General features: G+C 38.1%; 2 protein-coding genes. Both read left to right on the top strand.

All coding sequences use genetic code 11. The annotated features are described in order from the left end of the window. Window positions 1-269 precede the first annotated feature (269 nt). Window positions 270-1,112: a tyrosine-type recombinase/integrase gene (locus DWW86_RS16880; RefSeq protein ID WP_117944112.1), complete on the top strand. Its 843-nt coding sequence runs from the start codon at window positions 270-272 to the stop codon at window positions 1,110-1,112. A 2-nt stretch (window positions 1,113-1,114) separates the two neighbouring features. Next, window positions 1,115-2,290, top strand: a complete 1,176-nt coding sequence (locus tag DWW86_RS16875) for an IS91 family transposase (protein WP_502696660.1) — start codon at window positions 1,115-1,117, stop codon at window positions 2,288-2,290. Window positions 2,291-2,566: the final 276 nt, after the last annotated feature.

Raw genomic sequence — 2,566 nt, 5'->3', positions numbered from 1 at the left:
TTCAAGTTGAACAAAATCGCTGCGCGATGGCCTGCCAAGGCTGTGGCGCAGCTTTCTTTTTCTCAATAATAAAATAGGCAATGGCAATTCTTACCAGTATTTGATATTGTAAAGTTACCACACAAAACAATTCAATACAGAAAGACACCACTGCCTATGAAAAGAATACCATTTGACCGCTTTTCTGACAAGCGGTTTTATTATGCTAATGCACCGCCATGTAAGCAGTTTTTTTCATTAACTACTGATTTTACATGGAGGATTTTATTATGTACGAAGAAATTTTTAATCAGATTCGATCTGCTGCGAATAAACGGAATCTCAAGGATTCCACGATTCATGCATACTGTACCAGTGTTGCTCATTTTTTGAACCACACAGCCAAGGATATAGATGCATTGACAACTGACGATGTTGATATATTCCTAACTGAAAAGAAACTTTCCGGGATTTCACCGGAAACATACAATCACTACCATTCAGGAATCCGCTTCTTTTACAAAAAAATATTGAAGAAGAATTGGGATGATGATGACATACCTCGTATGAAAAGGGACAGGAAGTTACCAACGGTGCTTACAAAAACAGAAATATCAGCTATTCTTGATGCTACGCCAAATCTGAAGCACAAAGCTATGATTGCTACTATGTATTCAGGCGGACTTCGTGTTTCAGAAGTCACACATCTTCATTATGATGATATTTCACGCACGAACAAAACCATACACATCCGTGATGGGAAAAGTCGCTCTGATCGTTATACTTTGCTTGCAGACCGAACGCTCGAGATATTGACAGAATACTGGTTTCAATGTGGCAGACCAAGGGGGATTTTGTTCCCAAGTTCATGGACTGGGGATTATCTTACAAAAGATAGTGTCATTCAGTTTTTTCGTGAAAGTGCCAAAAGAGCAGGCATTCAGAAACACGTCTCCACGCATTGTTTACGTCACAGCTTTGCAAGTCATCTGTTTGAATCCGGCTGTGATGTAAAATATATTCAAGCGCTTCTGGGACATCGTGATCCAAAATCAACAGAGGTTTATCTGCATGTAAGCAATAAAACTCTGCTTGGAATTAGGAGTCCATTTGATGAGATGGGCGGTGAATGATTATGGAGAAATCATGTACGATACAAGATGTATTTGAACGGTTTTATCCTTCTTATGAAAAGAGGAATAGCCCTCCTGCTCATCATAGAAAAACAGCTTATCATATCATGAACTGTAAAACAGGCGCTTTTGGTGTAAACATCAGTGTTTGTGAGGACTGCGGATGTATCAGCATTCATAATAACTCCTGCAGAAGCAGATGCTGTCCCATGTGCCAGGAGTTTCCGAAAGAGAAATGGATTGATGCACAAAAAGAGAACGTACTTGATGCACCCTATTATCATGTAGTATTCACAGTTCCTGAGGAATTGAATTCCATCATTTACAGCAACCAGAAGCTGTTGTATGATGCACTGTATCATGCTGCCTCAGCAACCTTGAACGAATTGGCAAAAGACGTAAAGTATCTAGGAGCTAATATAGGGTATATCTGCATTCTTCATACCTGGGGTTCTGCAATGAATTATCATCCTCATATTCATACCATTGTTCTTGGAGGTGGGCTTGATGATGTAAACAAATGGAAAGATACAGGTGGAAAATTTTTTCTCCCATATGGTGTTATCTCGAAAGTGTTCCGTGGAAAATATCTGGATGAGTTAAAAAGCCTGTGGAATGATTCTAAGCTTAAATTTCATGGTACAGCAGAGAAATATCAGAACAGCTATCGTTTTAAAGAACTTCTTGATAAGTGTTATGAAAAGAACTGGGTCACTTACTGTAAAGAAACTTTCAATGGTGCACAGTCGGTTATCAATTATCTTGGAAAATATACCCACAGGATAGCAATCAGTAATCATCGAATCAAATCCATGACAGATACGACAGTTACATATATAGTAAAAGATTATAAAAACGAAGGCTGCTGGAAAGAGAAAACAATTTCAGGAGAAGAATTCATCCATCGATTCATGATGCATGTTCCTCCCAAACGATTTGTCAGAATCCGGCACTATGGTCTGCTATCATGTAGAAACAAGAGAAAAAAGATAACTCACTGCAGAAACCTGCTTGGATGTAAGAAATACATTTCTACATTAAAAAATCTAAATGCAGTAGAAATGATAAAGGTTTTGTATAACATCGATGTATGCAAATGTTCTTCTTGCGGAGGGAATATGGTATCACCCTGCAAAGATAAATACAGTTCTTCTTTTCGTGCACATATGAGATGTTAAGATCTACAATTGCATAGAATAAATGACTTCCGCATAGGAGGTTTGTTTGTCATGCCTGAAATTGATTTCTTGAATAAAAAACTTTTACCAAAACATCCGGTATGATAAACTTAAGGAAAAGAGCAACGATTGAATCCCCATAGTTATCGGCTAAAGGGACGCGACTTTGTTCACCAAGGTAAAATCGAAATTGATGTAAACGAAAGGGCAGTTTTTATCAGAACTCAAGGCTGCTTTTTCGTTTACACCAACTCCGATTGTTTCCTTAACAGTTTG

Source organism: Ruminococcus sp. AF17-22AC (assembly GCF_003460065.1).
Taxonomy (GTDB): domain Bacteria; phylum Bacillota; class Clostridia; order Lachnospirales; family Lachnospiraceae; genus Blautia_A.
Note: the sequence above shows the minus strand (reverse complement) of the source record. Positions and strands in the feature narration are given on the sequence as shown.

What these genes read in the sequence shown, in the direction of transcription:
- DWW86_RS16875 (WP_502696660.1), top strand. Translation starts at nt 1,115, where the DNA reads ATGGAGAAATCATGTACGATACAAGATGTATTTGAACGGTTTTATCCT.
- DWW86_RS16880 (WP_117944112.1), top strand. Translation starts at nt 270, where the DNA reads ATGTACGAAGAAATTTTTAATCAGATTCGATCTGCTGCGAATAAACGG.